Source organism: Corynebacterium sp. HMSC056E09 (genome assembly GCF_001813425.1).
Taxonomy (GTDB): Bacteria; Actinomycetota; Actinomycetes; order Mycobacteriales; family Mycobacteriaceae; genus Corynebacterium; species Corynebacterium hesseae.
This window is the reverse complement of sequence record NZ_KV812506.1, coordinates 43,192-63,139: the sequence shown is the minus strand read 5'-3', so window position 1 is coordinate 63,139 and position 19,948 is coordinate 43,192. Positions and strand designations below refer to the sequence as shown.

General features: G+C 64.1%; 11 protein-coding genes. 5 read left to right on the top strand and 6 right to left on the bottom strand.

The window, feature by feature from the left end; genetic code table 11:
- Positions 1-48: 48 nt before the first annotated feature.
- Together HMPREF2912_RS07595 and HMPREF2912_RS13020 are read right to left on the bottom strand one after the other, a co-directional pair.
- Complete coding sequence (locus HMPREF2912_RS07595) at positions 49-8,982, bottom strand: type I polyketide synthase (RefSeq protein WP_070683791.1); 8,934 nt, start codon at positions 8,980-8,982, stop codon at positions 49-51.
- Between the two features lie 5 nt (positions 8,983-8,987).
- On the bottom strand, positions 8,988-9,158 hold the full coding sequence (locus HMPREF2912_RS13020; protein WP_168166648.1) for a hypothetical protein: 171 nt from the start codon (positions 9,156-9,158) through the stop codon (positions 8,988-8,990).
- 37 nt (positions 9,159-9,195) lie between these two features.
- On the opposite strand from HMPREF2912_RS13020, the gene HMPREF2912_RS07590 reads away from it, so the two are divergent.
- The 5 genes from HMPREF2912_RS07590 (at position 9,196) to HMPREF2912_RS07570 (ending at position 16,138) form a co-directional block, all read left to right on the top strand.
- A complete protein-coding gene (locus HMPREF2912_RS07590; RefSeq protein WP_070596645.1) occupies positions 9,196-9,975 on the top strand; it encodes an HNH endonuclease family protein in 780 nt (259 codons plus the stop codon).
- 368 nt (positions 9,976-10,343) lie between these two features.
- Complete coding sequence (locus HMPREF2912_RS07585) at positions 10,344-11,327, top strand: ABC transporter permease (protein ID WP_070530021.1); 984 nt, start codon at positions 10,344-10,346, stop codon at positions 11,325-11,327.
- Positions 11,328-12,413: an ABC transporter permease gene (locus HMPREF2912_RS07580; RefSeq protein ID WP_070522354.1), complete on the top strand. Its 1,086-nt coding sequence runs from the start codon at positions 11,328-11,330 to the stop codon at positions 12,411-12,413.
- Entirely contained in the window at positions 12,410-14,380 is a 1,971-nt protein-coding gene (locus HMPREF2912_RS07575) for an ABC transporter ATP-binding protein (RefSeq protein WP_070683758.1), read from the top strand. Before HMPREF2912_RS07580 ends, HMPREF2912_RS07575 begins: the two co-directional genes overlap by 4 nt.
- 60 nt (positions 14,381-14,440) lie before the next feature.
- Entirely contained in the window at positions 14,441-16,138 is a 1,698-nt protein-coding gene (locus HMPREF2912_RS07570; protein ID WP_070624984.1) for an ABC transporter family substrate-binding protein, read from the top strand.
- A 99-nt stretch (positions 16,139-16,237) separates the two neighbouring features.
- On the opposite strand, the gene HMPREF2912_RS07565 is transcribed toward HMPREF2912_RS07570, so the two are convergent.
- The 4 genes from HMPREF2912_RS07565 to grcA2 all read right to left on the bottom strand — a co-directional run bounded on the left by HMPREF2912_RS07565 (position 16,238) and on the right by grcA2 (position 19,922).
- Entirely contained in the window at positions 16,238-17,440 is a 1,203-nt protein-coding gene (locus HMPREF2912_RS07565; RefSeq protein WP_070624987.1) for an SPFH domain-containing protein, read from the bottom strand.
- A 105-nt stretch (positions 17,441-17,545) separates the two neighbouring features.
- A complete protein-coding gene (locus HMPREF2912_RS07560) occupies positions 17,546-18,796 on the bottom strand; it encodes an alpha/beta fold hydrolase (RefSeq protein WP_070624989.1) in 1,251 nt (416 codons plus the stop codon).
- Positions 18,797-18,800: 4 nt separating this feature from the next.
- A complete protein-coding gene (gene pflA, locus HMPREF2912_RS07555) occupies positions 18,801-19,670 on the bottom strand; it encodes a pyruvate formate-lyase-activating protein (protein WP_070624991.1) in 870 nt (289 codons plus the stop codon).
- The gene (grcA2, locus tag HMPREF2912_RS13320; RefSeq protein ID WP_070525314.1) at positions 19,671-19,922 is read right to left on the bottom strand and encodes an autonomous glycyl radical cofactor GrcA2; all 252 of its coding nucleotides are present in this window, start codon (positions 19,920-19,922) and stop codon (positions 19,671-19,673) included.
- Between the last annotated feature and the right edge of the window lie 26 nt (positions 19,923-19,948).

The following is a 19,948-nucleotide window of genomic DNA, read 5'->3' as shown; positions in this document are numbered from 1 at the left end:
CTTCTTTATCGTTCCAGAGGGTACAAGCTGGGGATACTCCACGGTTTGCTACCCCCGTTGAGCCGTGCTTCCTCCCTTCGGATCCAAGGTGCCTCCGCGCAGGCGCGCAGACTCGCTCAACAGCACCGCGGCCTCGCGTTCAGCTACCTCGGCGGCTGTGCCCGCCCCCAGGTTGCGGTTCATCGGCCGCTCGTACAAGGCGGGCCCGCCACGCATGGCCTTTTCCAGGCGCCGCAAGCCACACCGCTCCCGCTCGGCGGCGGCTGAGCGCCATGCTTCGGCCTCGGCCTCACCCCGCTCACGAACCAGCGCGGCATAAAACGCACCGGGGTGTACAAGCGCGATGAGGGCGGAGACATGTCCGAAGCCCAGGGAGGTCACCAAACCTGCCTTCGGCGGGGTGCGGCGCAGGTCCAACGGTTGGCGCAGCCACACCAGGTGCGCGTGGCGGCGCAGCACGGGGTCAACGCAATCAAGCGAACGATTCGGCGGGAGGACTCCACTACGCAACGCCTGAGTCAGACCGATGAGCTGGAAGGCGGCTGCACCGCCCTTGGCGTGCCCGGTCAGGCTCTTCTGCGAAACCACATACAGCGGGTTGCCGGGGCTGCGGCCAAGCGCGGCGGCGATGCGCTCGTGCAGGTCAGATTCGTTGGGGTCGTTGGCGTTGGTGGAGGTATCGTGCTTCGACACCACCGCGATATCGTCCGCGCCCACGCCGAGGGCCTTCAGCGAGCGGGCCAGGCGGGAGTCCTGCCCACCCCGCGCCGCCGAGAGCGCGCCCATGCCCGGCGCGGGGATGGAGGTGTGCGCGCCATCGGCGAAGGACTCGGCAAAGCCCACCACGCCAAGCACCGGCAACCCCATCTCGGCCGCGAAGGATCCACGGGCGAGCAGGATGGTTCCGCCGCCTTCGGATTCCACGAAGCCGCCGCGGCGGCGGTCGTTAGCGCGGGAGAAGAAGCGGTAATCAATCCCCTTCGCCGCCATCTCCGCGCTATCGGCCGTGGCCGCCATGTCACCGAACCCGGTGATTCCCTCAATCGACAGGGCGTCGATGCCGCCGGCCACGACGAAGTCCGCTTTGCGCAGGCGCAGCTTGTCGACGCCCTCCTCCACCGACACTGCCGCCGTGGCACAGGCGGCCACGGGGTGCACCATCTGGCCATAGCCGCCGACATAGGACTGCATCACGTGCGCGGCAATGACGTTGGGCAGCGCTTCCTGGAGGATGTCATTGGGCCGCGGCTGGGCCAAGAGCTTATCGACGTACAGCGAGCGCAGCGCCTCCTGGCCTGCCATGCCGGTTCCCTGGGTGGAGCTCACGCGCGCCGGGTGGATGTGGGCTAAGAGCTCGGCGGGGCTAAAGCCCGCTGACAGGAAGGCCTCCACAGCGCACACGAGGTTCCACAGGGCGAGGCGGTCGAGGTTATCCACCATGTCCGCGGGGATGCCGTAGACCTGCGGGTCGAAGCCCTCCGGAATCTGGCCGCCCACAAAGCGGGTCATGGCCACGCGGCGCGGTACGCGCACCGACGAGCCCGCGGCCCGGGTGACCTGCCATTCATCCTCACCGGTCGCATCAGTGACGCGGCGCAGCGTAGTGCCCTCGCAGCTGTCGACGAAGCTGCGCGCCGTCTCTTCGTCCTGCACGGTGAAGCTCAGCGGCTTCTCCAAGTAGATGGTGGTCAGCTCGGGCGCGAGGTTATCCACCATGGGCAGGTGCGGGCCAAAGTCATCGTGGAAGCGGCGCACACCAATCCCGGCGAGGACCTCGTCGTGGAAGCGCGCGTAGACGTCTTCCTCGGCTACCTCCTCTCCTTCGGCCGTCAGCCATCCGGCTGTGCGCTCATCCCAGCTGATGAGCCCGCGGCTCCAGGCCAGCTCCAGCACTCCGGCGGCGGAGAGCTCACCGCCGACCTCCGCCTCATAGCGAGTACGCGATGAACCCAGCGGGCCGAGCTCGCCGGCCCCGACGATGACCACCATGTCCTCGAGGGACTGCGTCACCCCGTTGAAGTCTGGGCTGGTGCACTCGGCAGGCCTGAGCACGTTCGGCAGGGCTTTTACCGTTCGCGGCGTTTTCTCTTCGCGCAAACTAGCGGCTGCGCTCGATGCGTCGGCAGTCTCGGGCTGCGCCGCGCGGGCCAGCTCTGCAAAGTCCAGCTCAGCCTCGGCCAGCCCGCCGGTGAGGTCCACGCTCAGCGGCGCCTGTGCTGCTTCGGCGCGGATGCGAGGGGAGGCGGTGGCGTCGATAAGCTGCACCGCCATCTCCTTCGCCGAGAAGGTCCGCACGCCGCGGGCCTCCACCTGCTCAACCAATGGGTCGTTGCCGCCCATCAGCCCGGTGCCGCGCACCCACCCGATCTGGGCATGCACCAGCGAGGTGCGCGCGCCCCAACTGAATTGCTCGGAAGACCAGCGGTTAACCAATGCATCGAGGGCCGCCTTGGCCTCGCCATAAGCGCCATCGCCGCCGAAGCGCCCGCGGTTGGGCGAGCCCGGAAGCACCACGTGCAGCCGGTGGCCAACATGTGTATCCGCGCCTACGCCGGACAGCGACGCGATGAGCTTCTCCACCGACCACAGCAGCAGACGCATCTGGGACTCCGCCCCCGCCCCGGCATCCGCAAGAGTGCCGGCCACACGCGGCGCGGCGAAGGGGAAGAGGAGATCTGGCACGTAAGCAGGCTTGAGCTGCACAGACTTTCCACCGACGGTGGCGGTGCGCTCCGCCGCAATCCATTCCGCAAGCGCGTCCACGTCCGCGAAGGAATTAAGGTTCGCCGGAACAACCCATAGTGCTGCCGCGCCGACGGCACGGCTGCGATAGAGCTCCTTATAGAACTCGAGGCGCTCGTGGCTTAGTTGGGAAGTCGTCGCAATCACGGTCGCTCCTTCCGCGAGCAGCTCGCCGATGAGCTCGGCGGCAATCGAACCCGGCGAGCCACCCGTCATCACGGCCATCTGCCCGGCGAAGAGCAATCCGTCGGCCGGGGTGCGGGCATCGCGGGTTAGGTCCTCATAGCCGAAGTGCTCAGCCAGGAGCGCAACCTCCTCACCGGTGCCCAGCACGTCCAGCTCGGGCTCTGCTTCCCCGGCGGCGGCCGCGCGGGCGATGTCCTCGCGGGCGCTGGCCCAGCGGTCGTCGAGAAGCACTGCCTTGCGCGCATCAAATGCGGGGGCGACCTGTCGCTGCCAGTCCGGGCCGAGCTCCGCTGCAACGAGCTGCTCCAGCTCCGTGGGCGAAGCGCTGTCCCCCTGCTCAGTCGGGGTCTCCTCGCGCCCCAGGGCGGCGAGTGCCGCGCGGGCGGAATCCTCCAGCGCCGCTTCAAGGCGCTCGGTATAAGTGCGCACCGCCTCCGGGTCCACGGTCTCGTGTGGCATTGGTGCTGCGGCCTTCTGCAACGAGACTCCTTCGCGCTCGCCGGCGGCGTTCACGGAGGCGTCGATGAGCGCATCGAGCTCAGCAACCGACGCCACACCGGTCATGGGCAAGCTGGCCAGCTCCCCGCCGCGCAGCGACGAACCCTCGCGCGTGCCCAAGACCAGCTGTGCAATAGCGCGATCGGCCCAGCCCGAGCCCAATCCCCAGGTATTGCTCACGCGCTCCGCCACGTAGCTCGGCTTCTTGCCCGCAGGCCCGGTCAGCCGGGTGAGCGCCTGCGCGACGTGCTCCGCGAGGACCTCCCCAAACGTTGCGTAGCCCGGTGCGCGCTGCGCCACGCTCTCCGCCAGCTGCGAGATGGGTGCGTCCGCGGCATTCTCGATGGCGCTGATACCGAACTCCACGCCGAGGTCAACGAGCAACTGGTTGCGGCGGGAGGACACGCCTTCCACGAGGGTTTCGATGGAATCGGTCGCCGCCATCTGATCAGGCCGGACCTTCGTCCACAGCGCGATGAGCATCTCGAGGGCCTGGTGCACGCTGAGCGGAAGATCCTCGACGGCGGCTGGGGCCTCCTCGCGCGGGGCGTGCACGGAGTCTTCCCGGTGTGCGCTCTCGGATGGCTGCCTCGACTCAGGCTCATCTGCCTGTGCTTCGACGGCGTCCGCAGAATCCTGCGCTGCTGACTCGGGTGCCGTCTCGGCGTCTTCGGCAAAGACCCGCCCACGGTCGCGCTCGTAGTTGAGTACCTCAATGCCTGTGCTGCCCGCATACTGGGGAAGCCGCAGGGTTTGGCCCAGCATGTTGGTCAGCGTGGGCGCGGTGCCAACGCCAACCTCGATGAAACGCTCCACGCCGAGCCCACCAAGGAGCAGGTCCTGGGTCTCTATCCAGCGCACTGGGGAGGCAAACTGCCAGGCCAAAAGCTCGATGAGCAGGGTTCGGCCCAGACGCGCCGGGCTCGCCACGGCACCATCGAAATCCGCCAGGATCTCCTCGATAGGCTCCGAGTCCACCACTTCTGCGATGGACTCCACGAACTCACGGCTCAGCGCAAAGGGCCGCGCCACGAGGTTTGGAATATAGCGCCCCACCAGCACGTCGAGGTTGATTTCTGCAGGGATGAGTGCATCGAGGTGGGCGCGGAAATCCGCCACGCCGCCCTCTAAGCGGGAGGAGTGGAAGGGCACGTCAATCCCCGGGATGGGGATGACGGCGCGTTGCCCGGGGGCGCGGTGCTCGGCGTCGCTCGCCAGCGCATCCAGGCCCGCCTTCGTCCCGGCGACCGCGTATTGACGCCCGGCAATATTGTGGTTGACCACTTCGAGGAACTCACCCGTCTCCGCGGCCATGCGGGCGACATGGGCGAAGGCCTCGCTCGCGCTCATCTTCATCTTGTGCGGGCGCAGCGCCGCCAAACCATAGAGGGACTGGCCAGCGGAATCGCGCTCGACCAGTCGGTGCATGGTCAGCCCGCGGACATAAACGATGTCCAGGACCGCCTCCAGCGACAGGACCTCGGCATAGGCAGCCAAAGCGTTGTACTCGCCCACCGAGTGGCCAGCGAAGAAGGCACTGTCTTCGAGGACCCCAGCTTCCTTGAGTGCTGCGATCTGTGCGCAGCCCAGCGTCGCCATGGCCACCTGCGTGAACTGCGTCAGGTAGAGCACCCCGTCCGGGTGCGTGAAGGTCTCACCATCCACCACCACGGTGTCGGGGTTGTGGCGGACAATCTCCAGGATGGAGAAGCTCAAGCTCTGCCGCGTGTGCTTGTCCGCGCGCTCCCACACCGCACGCGCCGCTGCGGATTCCGCATAGTCCTTCACCCCCATCCCCGGGGACTGGATGCCCTGGCCGGGGAAGGCATAGAAGGTGGTGGGGCTGCTCATCGTTGCTCGCGCCTGTAGCACCGGCACGCCCTGGCTGGTGGCGGTCACGCTGCGGACCTCACCGTAGCCGCGCCGCTTGTCGACGCCCACCCGTTCCACCTCAAACTCCACCTCACTGCCCGGCAGCACAGGTGCAAGCCAGGTAGCGGACCAGTCGAGGACGCGGGCACCGTCGAAAGCCGCGGCCGCCTGCGCGAGCGCCGAGGTCCACATGCCGTGGACGATGGGGCCTTCACGATGTCCCGCCAATGCCGCCGCGTTCGATGACAGGTGAATGGGATTCCTATCCCCCGTGACCACGGCGAAAGGCAGCAAGGATTCCGGTGCCACCACGCTGGTGCGGTGGCGGAAGGAGCGCGGTGTCTCACGGACCAAAGTCGCTGCTGTCTCCGCCCCGCTTTCTTGTGCACCAAAAGTCGTGGCGCGCGCGAGCTCGAGCGCGGCGTCACCGCGGCGCCCGGTGATGAGGAAGCGCTCATGCATCTGTGCAAACTCATGTTCTTCTCCGCGCATGGCTGCAGTCACGCCGACAGAAACGTCGACTACGCGCCCCGACGGTGTATCGCGTACCTCCTCCAGCTCAGCGGTGTAGCGCAGGTCCAAAGGCTCGGAGCCCGGCGCGGCGCTGGCGCGAAGCAGCTCCCAGGTATCTGGTTTGAGGCTCAGCGAGTGCTCGAGGTGGACCAGGTCAAGAAAGCCCTCCACCACCGGCTCCCCTGACTGCGTGTGGGCACCGGCCAGCACAGCGAAGGTGGCCGGCCAGGCGAGGCCGACGAGGACATCGGGCGAGACAGTAGCGCTCATCTCCCCGCTGGTCACCGCGCTGTAGTGGGCGATGTCGGTGGTGCTGAGGTGAGCGCTGACCGTCGCGGTCCCAGAGCTAACGTCCGGAAGGTCACCGCCGAGGGCCTGGCGCAGCAGCTCCCGCATGGCGGTCTCGGCATCCTCGACCCTAACGAGTGGTGAGGCACCCGGAATGCTCGGCGGAGTGATGCGAACACGCATCGACGCATCGGAGTGGAAAGGAACGGTCAACCACATGGCCTCCTCGCCCGCAGCTTCCAGCTCGGCGCCATCAAGCCCAAGGCGCAGGGGGTTGGGCTGCTCGCGCCCGGCCCAATTCAGGCTCGGGGCGCGGCGGATGAGCTCTTCAGTGCTGAAAGCGGGCTCGCCAGAGTCATCGTCAGTCCCGTCGAGAAGCGCAAGCGCCGCCTGCTCGAAGCGGCCGAGTATCTGTGCCACCGGCTCGTTGGCCTGCGCGATTCCCTCAACGGCTGACGTGCCGGGGATGATGCAGACCTCGTCGGCCTCGTAATGCTCATCGTGTGCCTGCCACAGGGTGTCGCGGCGCCAGCGGCGGCGTACGTCAGCATCGATGACCGGCACAAAGTTTGCGGGTTTGCCGGGACCATCCACGAGCTGAATGAACCACGCGGCGTCGGTCGGGTGCAGCGCCGCGTCACCGTAGAGTTCGGTTAGCTGGACAACTGCCTCAGCCGGGTTCTCGCGGTCAACCTCAACGCGCAGCTCAATCTCGCCTTGATCGACCGGGTTAAGTCGGGCCTCAGCCCGCGCCACCATGCGCGTGAATCGATCAAACCAGGATTCATCAACCCAGCCGTCCAGGTAGGACAGCTCAAGGTAGCGCTGCAGCCACGCGGAATAGGACATCTCATCGAGGTCGCCGAAGTAGGGCTTGCACGTGCGCCCGATGGCCTCAATGATCTCCGCGCGGCGCGCCTCCACGGCCGGGGCGTCACCGGCCACCTCATCCAGCAGGCGCCCGGCGCGAGCAAAAGAGTTGTCCAGCTCATGGATGTCCGCGCCCAGGTCCGAGCGGCCCGACACAACGTCCCCGCTGTGCGCGGCGACAAGAGCCTGCTTCACCGACTCGCATGCGGTGGACTCCTTCGCCGCCATGGCGGCGGTGCCCACCATGATGGCATCGACGGGTGCTGCGGGCAGGCCGAAGCGCTGCGCCCACGTACCCAGCAGGTACTCCGCGCCACGCGCCGGGGTACCAATTCCCCCGCCAACGGCGAGGAGGACATTGTCGCGCTCACGGATCCGCGCGTAGGTGGCAGCCAGAACATCATCGAGGCCTTCTAGGGAATGGTGGCCACCGGCCGCGCTACCTTCCAGCTGCACGATGACGATGGTGCGAGGGAGAGCATCCGCGATGCGGAGAACCTCCTCCACCTGCGCCGAAGTTCCCGGCTTGAAAGCGACCCACGGGATGTTCGCGGCGTGGAGCTTCTCCACCAGCTCTACCGCCTCCTCCACAGGAGGAATGCCGGCGGAAATCACCACGCCGTTGATGGGTGCTCCTGCGGCGCGCGCTCGCAGAATCGAGTTTGGCCCCTCAATCTGGCGGCGCCACTGGGAGGCCGCGAGGTACAGCGCATTGAACTGGGCGTTCACCCCTGGCTTTAGCAGCCGGCGCAGGGTATGCAGGTTCTCCTGCAGGATGTCATCGGTGTGCTGACCCCCGCCGGCCAGCTCCGCCCAGTGCCCGGCATTGGCGGCTGCGGCAACAATGGCCGGGTCCACCGTGGTGGGGGTCATCCCGGGGAGCATGACCGGTGAGCAACCAGTGGCCTGCGTAAAGGCAGTCACCAGACGCCCGTCCGCCACGCGCGGTGCCCACTCGGACCACGCGCGTGGCAGAACGGGTGCGTAGCCCGGCTCCACGAGCCGAGCCAGTCCTTCCGCCGTCCCCACGGCAAGCGTGCCCACGCCGTGCCCGGCAACAATGTCCCGCGTCAACGGCTCCACCCCGCGGGCGGGCCCGATTTCCAAAATCCAACGCGCCCCGGTCTGAAGCGCTGTGTCAACGCGCTCGGGCCAATCCACGTAATCGGACAATACCGCCCGCGCGAGCTGCGCGGTGGGCTCAGGATCCAGTCCGATCCGGTCCGCCCAGATTTCCACCTGTTCCACCGCACACTGCATGGTGGGATGGTGGAAAGCGGCTGACACGTCAAGGTCGGAAACGGTAACTGCGGCGGGCTTCCCTTCCTCCCCTTCCGCCTGAGTCGCGTCCTCTTGCAGCGCGTCCTTCACCCGGGAAAGCTCAGCCGGTGTTCCGACGATGACGAAGCGCCCCCGCCCGTTATCGAGTCCGATATGGGCGCCGGCGTCGCGTAGTTGCTGCTTCGTCGCGCCGGTCACCGCCGCCATGGGCGCGCCCTGCGGGGTGCGGACCAGCCCAGCACTGCGTGCGGTTGTCTCCAGAGCCGCGCCGATGAGGCGTGCCAGCGCCAGAGCCTCGGCTGGGCTCATGCGTCCCTCAACGACCGCCGCGGCAAGCACGCCCTGGGAATGTCCGATGCTGGTGACGGCATCCTCGAGTTCTATTCCCTGCGCACGCAGTGATTCGAGGACCGCTAGCTGCGCGGTGAGGATGCCGGGGGTGGAAAGCGAGGCGTCGGCAAGCGCGTGCGCCCACGCCGGCTCCTCGTCTGCCCAGGCCAAAGGGGCAAACCCGTGCGGAGCAGCAGCCAGAAGCTCCTCCTCCAGCGGGGCGAGGAGTTCCTCGGCCGCGGAGAGGAACGCCGCTATCATGGGTCGGACGCCGGTGGCGAGGGCATCGCGCAACGTCGGCAGCCAGGCATAACCCTGACCGGAGAAAGACAGCGCAAAGGGCTCGGAGCCCAAGCGCGCAGACAAAGGCGACAAAGGCGCAGAGACGTGAAAATCAGACACCTGCACTACTCCCCCAAGGTGTGGGCGACGAGTTGAACCGCCTCTTCGAGGGAAAACTGGGCCTTCGGCTCAGGCGCATCACAAAAGACCTGGCAGGCGTGGTCCGGGACAACCTCGGCCGAGCGCGTCAGACCGCGTTCAGCGAGGTACTCGTCAAAGAACATATCGATACTCATACCGTGTGCCGATTCTACCCACTAGGATCAATGCGTCATGGCCTCTCGTACCCCGTTCTTCATCGCCGCGCTGCTCAACGCCGCGGTAGCAGTACTAGTGGCCATCGGCCTTATCCTCCCCGCCCCAACCGAACCTACGCCCGAGCGGCCCAGCTCCACTACGTCAGCGGCGCCCACGCAGAAAGGCCCAGCAGAAGAACAAGCCGAAGAGGCCACACCCGCGCCAAGCATTGCGCCGGACATCGCCGAAGCTCTCGCCGCCTTAGAATCCTTGGAGGTCAAAGGCCGCGCGCCCAAAACCGGCTATGAGCGCGAAGAGTTTGGCCAGGCGTGGTCCGATGACGTCACGGTGGAGTTCGGCCACAACGGCTGCGATACCCGCAATGACATCCTTCGCAGGGACCTGGATCCAGAGAGCCTTGTTCTCAAGGAAGGAACTCACGACTGCGTGGCGCTTTCCGGCACCTTGCACGATCCCTATTCGGGCCAGGACATTGAGTTCCAGCGCGGGGCGCAGACATCCCGTGCGGTACAGATCGATCACGTTGTGCCGCTTGCCGACGCCTGGCAGAAAGGCGCCCAGCAATGGTCACCAGAAAAACGCCGCGACTTTGCTAATGATCCCCGCAACCTCCTTGCCGTCGATGGTCCCCTCAACCAGCAAAAAGGCGCTGGCGATGCCGCCACGTGGCTGCCACCTAACAAAGGATTTCGCTGCGAATATGCGCGCCGCATCGTAGAGGTGAAGGCGGCCTATGAAATCTGGGTCACGGCGGCGGAGAAGGATGCGCTCCGTCGGCTACTGAATGCTTGCTGAGTATTTTTACCCCTTTTAGATGCCCTGATACCCCTCCCACTACCCCCGAAATTATGCGCATAATATTCACTCACCCCTAAACGGTTATGCAGGGTTTTCGGCGGCGGGAACCTTGGTGCGCACTGCACCTACATTCCTCACGCCCGATAATTTCTATAGGCCTATTAATATGTAATAAATGCAACCTACGGACGTGCAGGTGATACCCCCCATGAAACAAAAACAATAAATCTTTCCCTCCTGTCTCACATTTCTTTTAATATGTGACACAGCACCTAGCCTGAGGTCTAGGTCACATGGATGCCGTGAGTTTTCACGGCTCCATACTTCCCAAACCCGTTGAGACCACACCCTGCGAAGGAATAGTGATGTTCAAGTACATCATCAAGAAGACCGCCAGCTGGCTGGTAGTCATCTTCCTCGCGACTAATATCGCGTACCTCCTGGCCGCAACCTTCCTTGATCCCCGATCAAATTATGTCGGCCGCAACCCACCGCTCGGGCCGGAAGAAATCGGCCGCATCCTCACGCCACTCGGCCTCAACCCGGAGACCCCTCTCATTGAGCGCTGGTGGGGATGGCTGTCCAACATCATCTTCCACTGGGACTGGGGTACCTCCCCTCTCGGTGACCCGGTCAGCGCACAAATCGGGCACCGCGCTCTCGTCTCGGCACAGCTACTGCTCGTGGCCACGATTCTCTCCGTCGTCATCGGCGTCGCCCTCGGCGTCTACACCGCCTCCCGCCAGTACAAGGCGGCCGACCGCTTCTGGCAGGGAGTCTCCATCATCACGATGAACACGCACGTCGTCGTGGCCTCCATCTTGGTCGTCGCCGGTGGTCTGTGGATCAACCGCGTGACCGGCCACCGCGTAGTCTACGTGACGGGCGCTTCCAGCCTCGGCGTCGAAGGCTTCTTCCCCAAGCTGCTGGATATGGCGCAGCACCTCATCTTGCCGTCCATCTCGCTCATCATCATCAGCTACGCCGGCTACCACATGATGCAGCGCACCTTGCTGCTGGATAACTTGAACGCCGACTATGTGCGCACCGCCCGGGCCAAGGGCCTCACGCGCTCCCAGGCCATCCGCAAGCACGCCCTGCGCACCTCCATCATTCCGGTCGCAACCTCCGTGGCCTTCTCCGTTCCCGGTATCTTCACCGGCGCCATCATGACGGAAACCATCTTCGCGTGGAAGGGAATGGGCCAGTACTTCATCGAAACCATCAGCCGCAACGACGTCAACGGCACCACCGCCGTCGCCGCATTCGGTGCCGTCATGATTGCCTTCTCCGCAATCCTGGCTGACCTCGTCGTCGTCGCCCTCGATCCGCGAGTAAGGGTGAGCTAAATGTCTCCAGAAAAGAAATCTACGTCGCCACGCTCCGAAGCGCGCCACACCGAGCGCCACCGCCGCAACGACCTCGCTATCGATACGGCAGCTGATAACCTCGGCGTGCGCCCGCATGCCGCCACTGCGGACTTTTCACCGCAGACCGAACCCAGCGCACAATCCGCACTCGGCTCCGGCGTCGACGTCGATGACGCACAGCGCAAGCAATTCTCCAGCAGCGATTTCCGCGGCACCTCCAAACTCAAGCTGTACGTTCGCCGCTTCTTCCGCAACAAGGCAGCTGCCGTCGGACTCGTCATCTTCGTGCTACTCGCGCTACTCTCCATCTTCGGCAGCTACCTCACCCCGTGGTCCTTCGACGAGCCTGACTTCTTCAACCTCTCCACCGGGCCTTCCCCGGAGCACTGGTTCGGAACCACGGACTCCGGAAACGATCTCTTTGCGCAGACCGTCCACGGCTTGGGCCGCTCGCTGATCATCGCACTCATCGTCTCGCTGGCTTCTACCCTGCTGTCCGCCTTCATCGGCGCGGCCGCGGCCATGTACGGCGGCGCGGTGGAAAAGGTCATCCTGGCAGTCATTCACTTCTTGCTGGCTATCCCGACCTTCCTGCTCATCGCCCTGGTGGTGTCTGATTCCGGCGGTGACTGGAAGCTGCTCATCGTGGTGCTCATCGCCTTCGGCTGGATGTACCCGGCGCGCGTCATCTGGGCCATGGCGCTCAGCGTGCGCGAGAACGACTATGTCCGTGCCGCCGACTACATGGGAGTCTCGCGTCTGCGCACCATCTTCCGCCACGTGGTTCCCAATATCGGCTCGCTGCTCATCATCCAGGCGGCCCTGGGCGTGGTGTCCACCATCATGTCGGAGACCGCACTGTCCTTCCTGGGCTTGGGCGTGAAGCTTCCCGACGTCTCCCTGGGCACCCTCCTGGCCGGCGGCGCCAACGCCGTCGAGGCCTCGCCCTGGCTCTTCTACTTCCCCGCAGGCATCCTCACGCTGCTGACCGTCTCCATGGCGTTCATCGCCGACGGCCTGCGCGATGCCATTGACCCCAACTCGAACTCCGGAGGCCGAGCATGACCCCGCAGAATACTGCACACACCGCCAACGCCGTCCCGGCCCGCCGCGCCACCGACTCCACTGCATCCACCGAGCCGGTGCTGTCCGTGCGCAACCTCACCGTCACCTTCCCCTCGGAGGCCGGCTCCGTCCACGCGGTGCGTGGCGTCGACTTCGACCTCATGCCGGGCCGCACCCTGGCGATTGTGGGCGAGTCAGGCTCCGGTAAGTCCGTGACCTCTTTGGCCGTCATGGGCCTGTTGCCCGACTACGCCAAGGTGGAAGGCTCCGTGGTCTATGCCGGCACCGAGCTCATTGGCAAGTCCGACAAGGAAATGTCGAAGATCCGCGGCAAGGATATCGCCATGATCTTCCAGGATCCTCTCTCCTCCCTGACCCCGGTGTTCTCCATCGGTGACCAGCTCATCGAAGCCATCCAAACCCACCGCGATGTCTCCACGAAGGAAGCGGAGAAAGAGGCCATTCGCCTGCTCGAGCTCGTCGGCATCCCGGAGGCGGAAAAGCGCGTGAAGTCCTTCCCGCACGAATTCTCCGGCGGCATGCGCCAGCGCGTCGTCATCGCTATTGCCATGGCCAACAACCCGCGCGTCATCATCGCCGACGAGCCCACCACTGCGCTCGACGTCACCATCCAGGCCCAGATCCTGGAGGTCCTCAAGGTGGCCCAGCGCGAAACGGGCGCCGCGGTCATCATGATTACCCACGACATGGGTGTAGTCGCCGGCACCGCCGACGACGTCCTGGTCATGTACGCCGGGCGCCCGGTGGAGCTCGGTGATGTCGACACTATCTTCAACAACCCCAAGATGCCCTATACCGTGGGTCTTCTCGGGTCGACGCCGCGCGTGGACAAGGCCACCGACGAACCACTGACCCCCATCGTGGGTACCCCGCCGCAGCTTATCGACGTCGCCGCCGAATGCCCCTTCGCGGACCGCTGCCCGGTGGTGAAGGATGAGTGCCGAACCTTGGAACCGGAGCTGCGCGCGCTTGACGACGTCCCCGGGCACTTCGCCTCCTGCCTGCGCTCCGATGAGATCGAGGACGGCACCATCGGCGGCGAGCGCATGTACCCGTTGCCGAAGATTTCCGCCGATACCCTGGGCGATACTCCCTACGAGCAGCGGCCGGTTACCTTGGAGGTCAAGAACCTGGTCAAAGACTTCCCGCTCATCAAGGGAGCAATTCTCAAACGCCGCGTCGGCACAGTACACGCGGTCAAGAACGTCAGCTTCGACGTGCACCAGGGCGAGTGCTTTGCCATCGTGGGCGAGTCCGGCTCCGGCAAGACCACCACCCTGCTGGAAATCATGGACCTCAACCCGCCAGAGGGTTCCACCATCGTGGTCAACGGCACCAACACCTCCGGTTTGAGCGCGTCGGCGCGCCGCAAGCTGCGCAAGGATATCCAAATCGTCTTCCAGGACCCGATGAGCTCGCTCAACCCGCGTATGACCATCCGCGAGATCATCGCCGAGCCGCTGGAGTCGCTGGGGTATGAGGGGGACGTCGGCCAGCGCGTGGCCGAGCTGATGCAGCTCGTCGGTCTTGAGTCCCACCAGGTGGACCGCTTCCCCGGACACTTCTCCGGCGGACAGCGCCAGCGCATCGGCCTGGCCCGTGCTCTGGCCACCAACCCCTCCATCGTGGTGCTCGACGAGCCCGTTTCCGCCCTCGATGTGTCCATCCAGGCCGGCATCATCAACCTGCTGCACGACCTGAAGAACCGCCTGGGCATCTCCCTGGTCTTCGTGGCCCACGACCTCTCCGTGGTGCGCCACCTTTCCGACAAGGTCGCCGTGATGTACAAGGGCGACTTCGTGGAATACGGCCCCACGGACGAGGTCTTTGACAACCCGCAACACGCCTATACCCGCGCGCTGCTCTCCGCCATCCCGGTGCCGGATCCAGCCGTGGAACGTGACCGGGTACGCGAGATTTACCAGCCCGCCGAAACCCCGGCTTAGCAAGACTTATAACTAAATACTCACCTTTGTCTCCATGTTTCCTCTCGAAAGGACACACACATGAATATGAAGCTCCGCAGGACCGCCCTCGCAGTGGTCACCGCCTCTGCCCTCATCCTGACCGGCTGCGCCTCCGATGGCGGCTCCGGCTCCGATGGATCAGGCAATTCCGCCTCCGGCGAGAAGCTCGACGTCAAGCTGGACGGCTCCTACAACCCCAAGGACCGCTCCGAGCTCAAGGAGGGTGGCGAGCTGCGCTTGGCTATCGACGAGATCTCCCAGCAGCAGAACACCTTCCAGGCCGACGCCACCTCATACACCCTGAGCCTGTGGAAGTACTACAACCCGCAAATTGGCCTCTTCGATGGCGCGGGGGAGTTCCACGTCAACAATGACTACATCACCGACGTCAAAGACGAAGAAAAGGACGGAAAGACTGTCGTCACCTTCACCATCCACGAGAAGGCGCAGTACAACGACGGTACTCCGATTGACTGGAAATCCTTTGAGAACACGTGGAAGTTCAACAACGGTGAGAACAAGGACGTCAACGTTAGCGCCACCGACGGCTACGAGCTCATCGAGTCCGTCAAGCCGGGTGAGAACGACAAGCAGGCCGTCATCACCTTTAAACAGGCCTATCCGTGGTGGCAGGGTCTGTTCAACGTCCTGCTCCCGCCACAGGTTGACTCCGCGGAGAAGTTCAACGAGGCCTACCTGGGCAAGGTCCACCCGGAGTGGGGTGCGGGCCCGTACAAGGTCGAAAGCGTCGACTTCAAGAACGGCAGCGCTACCTTCGTTCCGAACGAGAAGTGGTGGGGTGATAAGCCATTCCTAGACAAGGTGACCTACCGCCAGATGGAGGACCAGGCCTCAATCAACGCGTTCAAGGCCGGCGAAATTGACGCCACCGGCGTGGCCAACAAGGAACGCCTGGCGGCCGTAAAGGACATGCCAGACGTTGAAATTCGCACCGCCATGACCCCAGGCAAGAACCTGTACACGCTCAACTCCAAGAACGAGATCCTCTCTGATATCAAGGTGCGCGAAGCCATCATGACTGGCATCGACCGCGCCACGCTCTCCGGCATCCGCTTCAACGGACTCAACGGCTACACCGAGGACCTGCCAGGTTCCTTCAACCTCTACCAAACCCAGAAGGGCTACGAGGACAACGTTGGCGCGGTCATCACGTTCGACCCGGAGAAAGCTAAGTCGCTCCTCGATGAGGCCGGATGGAAGGAAGGCAGCGACGGCATCCGCGAGAAGGACGGCAAGAAGCTGTCCATGCGCTACACGCTGCTGGGAGATTCTTCCATCAGCAAGGCCATGGCCACCGCCACCCAAAAGATGATGAAGGATATCGGCGTGGACCTGAAGGTGGAGGAACGCCCAGTCTCTGACTTCTCCGAGATCACCTCCAAGTACGACTTCGATATTCTGCCTATGGGTTTCTCCTCCGGCGATCCCTTCGGTGTCGCTTACTTCGGCCAGACCTATCGCACCGGCTCCCAGCTCAACCGCTCCGGCACGGGCACACCAGAACTGGACAAGAAGATCGACGAGCTATCCCAGATCGCTGACCCAGACGAGCAGATCAAAAAATCCAATGAGCTGGAGAAAGAGGCCCTTGCCCAGTACGGCATCATTCCTATCTTCAACGGCCCGACCATGGTTGCGACCCACCCCGATATCGCAAACTTCGGCGCCAACTCCTTCGCCGTCATCGAGGTGGAGAACATCGGCTACACCAAGTAAGTAACGGCCGCCTAGCACCACCCAAGGCAGCGAAAGAGGGCCTTCCCCAAGCGGGAAGGCCCTCTTTTTATGTGCTGAGCTTAGTCTTAAGCGCTGTGCTTAGTTATTGCCCTTGTTGAGCTGGTTGCGCAGCTGGTCAAAATAGTCGCGCGCGCTCTGCGGCTGGTTATTGCCCTGCGGCGGGGAAGGGAAGCTCGGAATCTGGCTAAAGCCCTGGCCCTGCTGTGGTGCGTTCTGCACCTGCTGCTGTGCTTGTTGCTGCGCGCGCTGCGCCTGCTCCATCATCTCAGCATCGCGGCGGGCGCGCTCGTCGCGCTCATGGCGCTCCTGCTCCTCGCGGCGGCGACGTGCAGCACCGGAATCCTCACGGCTGTGCTTGTTGTCGGACAGGGAAACCGACGGCTTCGGCGCTTCATTAATAGCGTTGGTGGACAGCAGTGCGTCGCGCATACCGCCGAAGAGATCCTGCATGCCGCCCGGATTAGACGGCATGTAGAGCACATTGGTGTGGGCGCGGTCGGCCACGTCTACCATGGCGTCGAGGTACTGGGAGACCAGCATGAGGGTCTCGGGGTTCTCTTGCACGCCGGCAGCACGCAGCAGCTCATACTGCTGGGCAATACCTTCGACGATCTCCTTACGCTGGTCAGCCACACCGCGACCCTGCAGCTTCTTGGCCTCGGCAGCACCTTCGGCCTCCTTGACCACGCGGATCTTCTCGGCCTCTGCCTGGGCAACGGCCGCCTCGCGCTCACGCTGCGCCGCGTTAATGGAGTTCATGGACTCGCGCACGCGGGCATCCGGGCGGATATCGGTGACCAGGGTATTGACGAAGTTCCAGCCATAGGCGGCCATGTTATCGCGCAGGGACATCGCCACGTTGCGGGCGATGGTGTCCTTGGATGAGAAGGAATCATCCAGGTTCATGTTTGCCACGGAGGAGCGGACGTTGTCCTGAACGTAAGCCACGATCTGCTGCTCGTGGTTGGACAGGGTGTAGAAGGCCTGGCGCTCGCTGCCTTGAACTACCTCGTACTGCACGGCAACGGGGATCTGGACGAAGACGTTGTCCTTGGTCTTGGTTTCCACCATGACGTCGAGCTGACGGATCTGCAGGCTGATCTTGGCGCGCACGCGGTCGACATAAGGCACCTTGAAGTGCAAGCCCGCGTGAGCAACGTTCACGAACTTGCCCATCCGCTCAATGATGGCGGCCTCCTTCGTCCGGACGATGTAGAAACCGTCGAAGGCGGTGGCAATAATAATTAGAAGAATCACGCCGATGACGATGAGTCCGCCCATAGGCTTATCCTTTCTGCTTCGGTTGGATTTTCCTAACCAGTTTGCCACACGGTGACCACCACCACATCTTGGGGGAGATTGCTCCCCGAACGCACTCGACGCCCGTTAACGCTCGTCAGCCGCCCGGAAGAGCTCGCCCAAAATCCCCGCGCCGTCTTCGCTAATACCGTTGTGCTGGAAGCGGTTGGTCACCACCGGGCGCAAGTCACGATAGGTCTCCCCCGTGGCAAGGGAATCTTCGAAGGGCACGAAGATATCGTCAAGGTAGATGGCGGCGGAGGCGGTCACGGGGGCGTCGGCAAGCACGGCAGCATCGTACGGCGAGCTTACCCACTCGTGGGCGGCGAGTTCCTCGGCGGCCTGCTTGAAGGGGCGCAGCGCCGGGTCCTCGTCGAACTGCCAAGGGAAAATGTGCTCGCCGGTCAGATAGGTGCCTTCCTCGGCGAACTCGGGGAATTCCTCGCGCACGCGGTGCGCCGCCCAACCAGTCACAGCCTGGCCGCCGACGCCACCGTAAATGGACTCATGAATCGCCGCGTAGAGAGGACCGGCCTGGAAGCTCACGCGGCTACCGACGTTGTTGAGGAAGTCCGAACGCAAGCGCTTCTCGCCGTTCACGGTGCGGAAAGGCTCCTCCAGCAGGTAACCCAGAGAATCGAATCCGGTACCGCGGCCCAGTTCGATGCCGATAGTGCGGAAGCGGCGGGAGGACAGGCGCTCCCCTGTCGGCAGCAGCTCTTCCGAGTTGTCCAGGTGGTGGATGAGCTCCTCGATGCGTGCTTGAGCCCACGGGAACTGGGCATAGAAACGTTCGTGACGCACCTTGAGCTTGGCAAAGGTCGTGCGGTAGAGATCATCCGCACCTTTGGTCAGGGTGGGCAGGCCGCCGGTAAGGAAGGCGCGGCCGATGGAATCGGGGAACATCGAAATATAGGCGGTAATGATGAAGCCGCCAAAGGATTGGCCGTAGAGATCCCAGGAGTCCTCGCCGAGGTGCTCGCGCAGGTGCTCGGCATCGCGCACGATATTCTCCTGCCGCAGCTGCGCTAGGCGCGCAGCGCTGCGATCCTCAGCGGGGCTGAGCTCATCGATGCGGTGGCTGCGCCCAGTGCCGCGCTGGTCCATGAGGATCCAGCGGTAGCGCTCCAGGCCTTTCCCGATGAGCCCGGTGGCACCCGTCGGCCGCGGTGCCGGGAAACCCGGCCCGCCCTGGTTATAGAGCAGCGCCGGGTAATTCTCACCGCCCGGCGGGATGATCTCCCGGGCGTAGAGCTCGAACTCCCCCGCGGCTGGATTGTCATAGTCCCAGGGGACGGTGATGGTGTGTTCCTTGATGGTGTGGCCGAAGCGTTTCATGCTTCTAGTAGACCACGAAACCTTCCTTGCGGAACACCTCGCGAATCTTCTCCACGTCTTCCGGCTTCGGCGGCTTTGTATCCTCCAGGGTGTACGGGTAGCCCAGCTCGTGCCACTTGTCCGCGCCCATGTTGTGGAAGGGCAGCACCTCGACGCGCTCAACGTTGCTCTTCCAGCGGGAGACAATGTTGGCCACGTTGGCGACATTCTCGGGGCTGTCGGTAAGCCCCGGCACCACCACGAAGCGGATCCAGACCGGCTTGCCTATGGCGTTGAGGCGATCCCCAAAGTCGATCGTCGGCTGCAGCTCGCGGCGGGTGACCTTTTTATAGGTCTCCTCGTCACCAGACTTGACGTCGAGCAGCACCAGGTCGATGTTGTCTAGATCCTCATCGCGCAGGCGCGCGCCGAGGTAACCCGAGGTGTCGATCGTGGTGTGGATGCCTGCATCGTGGACTTCCTTGAGCAGGCGCCGCGCGAAGGCGATCTGGAAGAGCGGCTCACCGCCCGAAATGGTCAGCCCACCACCGGAGGCCTTGAAGACGGGCTTATAGCGCTTGATGCGCTTGACCACATCCTCGATGCGCTCCAAGGTTCCGACCTTCATCTCCATGGTGTCGGGGTTATGGCAATACTGGCAGCGCAACGGGCAACCCGACATGAACATGGTCATGCGGGTTCCGGGTCCATCCACGGCCGTCACCAGCTCCCAGGAGTGCACGAGCGCGACATCGCCAGAGCGGCGGGCCTGCATCAACTCCGGGCGGGTGTAGCCCTCGAGGTCATTATCCGTTCCTAAACCGGCGGCGGCGCCGCGCACCTTCTCCCCTTCTTCAGGGTTGAGGTGCACGACGCCGGTAATGCCATCTGCCATTTAGGAGCCCTGGTGGAAGGTACGGGAGATGACGTCGAGCTGCTGCTCGCGGGTGAGCTTCACGAAGTTCACCGCGTAGCCGGAAACGCGGACCGTGAGGTTCGGGTACTTCTCCGGGTGCTCAACGGCGTCCTCCAGGGTGGACTTGTCCAGGACGTTGATGTTGGCGTGGTAGAGGCCCGAGTTCATGTTGTTGGCGGTGCGGCTGGCCTTCATGGAAGCGAGGCGCTCGTCGAAAGTTTTGGTTGCCATGTTGTGTTCTCCTTAGGAAGTGGTGT

Bases quoted from the DNA above. Each gene is read 5' to 3' on its own strand.
- HMPREF2912_RS13020 (WP_168166648.1), bottom strand. From the start codon at position 9,158: ATGAGTATCGATATGTTCTTTGACGAGTACCTCGCTGAACGCGGTCTG.
- HMPREF2912_RS07590 (WP_070596645.1), top strand. From the start codon at position 9,196: ATGGCCTCTCGTACCCCGTTCTTCATCGCCGCGCTGCTCAACGCCGCG.
- HMPREF2912_RS07585 (WP_070530021.1), top strand. From the start codon at position 10,344: ATGTTCAAGTACATCATCAAGAAGACCGCCAGCTGGCTGGTAGTCATC.
- HMPREF2912_RS07580 (WP_070522354.1), top strand. From the start codon at position 11,328: ATGTCTCCAGAAAAGAAATCTACGTCGCCACGCTCCGAAGCGCGCCAC.
- HMPREF2912_RS07575 (WP_070683758.1), top strand. From the start codon at position 12,410: ATGACCCCGCAGAATACTGCACACACCGCCAACGCCGTCCCGGCCCGC.
- HMPREF2912_RS07570 (WP_070624984.1), top strand. From the start codon at position 14,441: ATGAATATGAAGCTCCGCAGGACCGCCCTCGCAGTGGTCACCGCCTCT.
- HMPREF2912_RS07565 (WP_070624987.1), bottom strand. From the start codon at position 17,440: ATGGGCGGACTCATCGTCATCGGCGTGATTCTTCTAATTATTATTGCC.
- HMPREF2912_RS07560 (WP_070624989.1), bottom strand. From the start codon at position 18,796: ATGAAACGCTTCGGCCACACCATCAAGGAACACACCATCACCGTCCCC.
- pflA (WP_070624991.1), bottom strand. From the start codon at position 19,670: ATGGCAGATGGCATTACCGGCGTCGTGCACCTCAACCCTGAAGAAGGG.
- grcA2 (WP_070525314.1), bottom strand. From the start codon at position 19,922: ATGGCAACCAAAACTTTCGACGAGCGCCTCGCTTCCATGAAGGCCAGC.